Source organism: uncultured Lactobacillus sp. (assembly GCF_947367085.1).
In the GTDB taxonomy this organism is placed as follows: Bacteria; Bacillota; Bacilli; order Lactobacillales; family Lactobacillaceae; genus Lactobacillus.
Genome location: NZ_CANBCP010000092.1, coordinates 1 through 4,080 on the forward strand (window position 1 = coordinate 1; position 4,080 = coordinate 4,080).

Annotated in this window: 3 protein-coding genes; 2 read left to right on the forward strand and 1 reads right to left on the reverse strand. The window is 35.1% G+C overall.

Annotated features, from left to right (window positions below; all coding sequences use genetic code 11):
• Positions 1-234: 234 nt before the first annotated feature.
• Positions 235-789, reverse strand: a complete 555-nt coding sequence (def, locus tag Q0Y70_RS09505; RefSeq protein WP_297820359.1) for a peptide deformylase — start codon at positions 787-789, stop codon at positions 235-237.
• A gap of 274 nt (positions 790-1,063) precedes the next feature.
• Between def and typA the strand changes: the two genes are divergently transcribed.
• Together typA and Q0Y70_RS09515 are read left to right on the forward strand one after the other, a co-directional pair.
• The gene (gene typA, locus Q0Y70_RS09510) at positions 1,064-2,929 is read left to right on the forward strand and encodes a translational GTPase TypA (protein ID WP_297820362.1); all 1,866 of its coding nucleotides are present in this window, start codon (positions 1,064-1,066) and stop codon (positions 2,927-2,929) included.
• Between the two features lie 110 nt (positions 2,930-3,039).
• The coding region (locus Q0Y70_RS09515; protein WP_297820366.1) for an FtsW/RodA/SpoVE family cell cycle protein at positions 3,040-4,080 on the forward strand (1,041 nt) is incomplete at its 3' end.

A 4,080-nucleotide genomic window follows, 5' to 3' on the forward strand; every position in this document is an offset into this window, starting at 1 on the left:
GTATATAAGCAGGTTTACAAAAGTAAGTGCTTTTAAAATAATAATTGACAACTTATAAAAGTTAATATTATTATATAGGTGGTAAATAACTTGGGGTGATAAAGTTATTTACCAGAAGTATCTTCATTCTTCTTAAGTAACATGGGAAGTGCTGGTTATCCAGCACTTTTTTTGTGTCTAAAAAATAAAAACGTGATGTAAGAATAAAGCTTTACACCACGTTTTGTTTTTATTTTAAGAAATCACAATTGTGTCTTCTGCTAAAGTAAATGGATTTTCTTTGTTGATTCTGTCATAAAATAGGTGACCATTTAAGTGGTCTATTTCATGAGAAGCGACAATTGCTGGATAATCTTTTAAGCGAATAGTTTTTTCTTCACCATCGATTGTGTAGTAACGAATCTTTAATTTATCTGGACGCGGTACATAACCTTCGATATCTTTATCGACACTTAAACAGCCTTCGCCCTCAGCTAAACATGCCTTACGTACAGATTCAGATAAAATTTTAGGATTAACAAAAATATCTTTAAAAAGTATATTTCCTTTGTCATCTGGCACTAATAAAGCAGCCATTTGAATAGAGCGACCAACTTGAGGTGCTGCTAAACCAACACCAGCTCTTAGTTGGTGTTTTTGAGCAATTTTTGGATCTTGAGAATCAATCAAATATTGCATCATTTCGTTTGCAAATTTTTTATCTTCATCAGATAAAGGAAAAGTTAAAGGCTTGGCAACTTGTCTTAAGACAGGATCGCCATCGCGCACTATGTCATGCATTAAAATCACGGTAAAATCTCCTCATTTATATAATTGTCATTATGATTATCATATCAATTAGTTTTATTAACGGCAATAAACATATTTTTCAATTCTATAAAATTAGGATTTTATAAACGCAGATATAGCCGATAATCTTTTGCAAGGATAATCAGTTATTATTGACGCTTCGGAGGTTTTTTGGTACAATCTGAAAACGAAACTATAAACAGAATAAAAGCTTCATCAAACTGCATTATTTATTTTTGCATAAAAGAGCTGTGACTGAAGTCACAGTTTTTTTATGAAGTTCGGGGAGGAATTTCTTTTGCAAAGAAGAGACGATATTAGAAACATTGCGATTATTGCTCACGTTGACCACGGTAAGACTACTTTGGTTAACCAATTATTAAAACAATCCGATACATTACCAGAGCATATGAATCTTGAAGATCGTGCTATGGACTCAAATGCGATCGAACGTGAACGTGGTATTACTATTTTATCTAAGAATACTGCGGTTAAGTACGGTGATACAACTATCAACATTTTGGATACACCAGGACACGCTGACTTCGGTGGAGAAGTTGAACGTATCATGCACATGGTTGACGGTTGTTTGCTTTTGGTTGATGCATATGAAGGAACTATGCCACAGACTCGTTTTGTTTTGAAAAAAGCATTGGAAGCCGGCGTAAAGCCAATCGTGGTTATTAACAAGATTGACCGTCCAGGTGCTCGTCCAAAAGAAGTATTAGATGAAGTTTTAGAATTATTTATTGAATTAGGTGCCAACGATGAACAACTTGATTTCCCAGTTGTTTATGCAAGTGCGTTGAATGGAACTTCTTCATATGATTCAGATCCTGCTAAGCAAGAAGAAACTATGGATCCAATCTTTGATACTATTGTTAAGAACATTCCAGCTCCAATTGATAATTCAAATGAACCTCTTCAATTCCAAATCACTATGCTTGATTGGGATGATTATGTAGGCCGTATCGGTGTTGGGCGTATTTATCGTGGTAAAGTTAAAGTTGGTGATAACATCACAGTTATGAAGCGTGATGGTTCAACTCAAAACTTCCGTGTTACTAAATTATTTGGTTACTTTGGTTTAAAGCGTAACGAAGTACAAGAAGCTAAAGCCGGTGACATCATCGCTATTTCTGGTATTAATGATATTTACGTGGGTGAAACTATTGCTGATGCTCAACAACCAGAAGCTTTGCCATTACTTAAGATTGATCCACCAACTTTGCAAATGGACTTTGTAGCTAATGACTCACCATTTGCCGGTCGTGAAGGTGATCAAGTTACTCCTAAGAAATTGGAAGATCGTTTAATTCGTCAAACTCGTACTGATGTTTCATTGAAAGTTGAACCAACAGATCAATTGAATGCTTGGACTGTTTCTGGTCGTGGTGAATTGCACCTTTCAATCTTAGTTGAAGAGTTACGTCGTGAAGGCTTCGAATTGCAACTTTCTCGTCCTAAAGTTATTTACCGTGAAATTGATGGTAAAATGTGTGAACCATTTGAAGCTGTACAAGTTGATACACCGGATGAATACGTTGGTTCTGTTATTGATTCACTTTCACAAAGAAAAGGTGAAATGAAGAACATGGAAGCAACAGGAAATGGTCAAACTCGTTTGACATTCTTAGTTCCTTCACGTGGCTTAATCGGTTATAACAATGAATTTATGTCTCAAACTGCTGGTTACGGGATCATGAACCATACTTTTGAAAAGTATGCTCCAGTAATTAAAAACTGGGAACCAGGTCGTCGTAACGGTGCTCTTGTATCAATTAACCAAGGTCAATCTACTACTTATTCATTGCAATCTGTTGAACAACGTGGTGAATTGTTCATTGGCGCTGGAGTAGAAGTTTACGAAGGTATGATCGTTGGTCAATCTAGTCGTGAACGTGATATTGCTGTTAACGTAACTAAGGGTAAGAACTTAACCAACACTCGTGCAGCTGGTAAGGATCACTCTGCTTCTATCAAGACTCCTAAGAAATTAACTTTGGAAGAAGCTATTGAATTTTTGAACGATGATGAATATTGTGAAGTAACTCCTCAAAGTATTCGTTTACGTAAGAAGATTTTAAATACTAACGAACGTAAGAAAGCTGATAAAAAGCGTGGTAAAGCTAACGGCTAATTACACACTATATTAAGAAAGCAAGGCTTAGACCTTGCTTTTTTAATATACTAAAACCTCTAGAACTAGTGATATAATAATTAAGATATTTAGCTTAAGGAGTTGCCATCGTGCGAGAAAAATTAAAATATATTGATTATTCTATCTTAATACCTTATCTAGTACTTTGTCTTTTGGGTGTAATTATGATTTACTCAGCAAGCTCTGATATATTGCTAGTAAATGGATTTAAGCCTGACGTTTATATGAAAAGACAAATTATCTACTTTGCAGCTGCTTTCATACTCTTTGGAATACCGACTTTTGCAATGAAACTGAACATTTTTAAAAGTAAAAAATTTGTTCTAACTTTCTTGGCCATTTCTTTTCTAATGTTACTATTCCTAGTTTTTCTTAAAATTGTCAGTCACGGTAAAGCTGCCGTTAACGGAGCCGTGGGTTGGATAAATTTGGGTTTTATTAATATTCAACCTGTAGAAATTGCCAAACTCTCTTTAGTTTTATATTTGGCTTATGTCTTAGCTAGAAGGGATGGTAAATTCATTCCCGGACAAATCTGGGAAAACCTATCTGGACCAACCATTATTTCATTTGCGATGATTTTTTTGGTTATTTTGGAACCGGATTTTGGTGGATCCGCAATTTTATTCATGATTGTATTTGTCATGTATAGTGTTTCTGGAATACCAACAAAGTTAGCAATTAAATGGCTGATTGCACTTTTCTTGGCAATAGTTGTATTAATGGTGATTTTACTAGTTTGGGCACCCGATTTTATTAGAAATTCATATCAGTTTCAACGTTTGTTAGCTTTCGCAAATCCTTTCAAGTTAGAGAGAACAGGCGGAGCTCAATTAGTTAATTCATATTATGCAATCCATAATGGCGGTCTGTTTGGCGTGGGGTTAGGAAACTCAATGCAAAAACGTGGGTATTTGCCAGAGCCTTATACTGACTTTATTTTATCTATTGTAGCTGAGGAATTAGGTGTAATTGGTGCAATAATTTTAGTAAGTTTAATTTTCTTCTTGATTTGGAGAATCATGGAAGTTGGTATTCATGCGATGTCGCAATTTAATGCCTTAGTTTGCTTTGGCGTAGCCACAATGCTATTTACAGAAACTTTATTCAATGTTGGGGCTGTTTTAGGC

What these genes read in the sequence shown, in the direction of transcription:
- typA (WP_297820362.1), top strand. Translation starts at nt 1,064, where the DNA reads ATGAAGTTCGGGGAGGAATTTCTTTTGCAAAGAAGAGACGATATTAGA.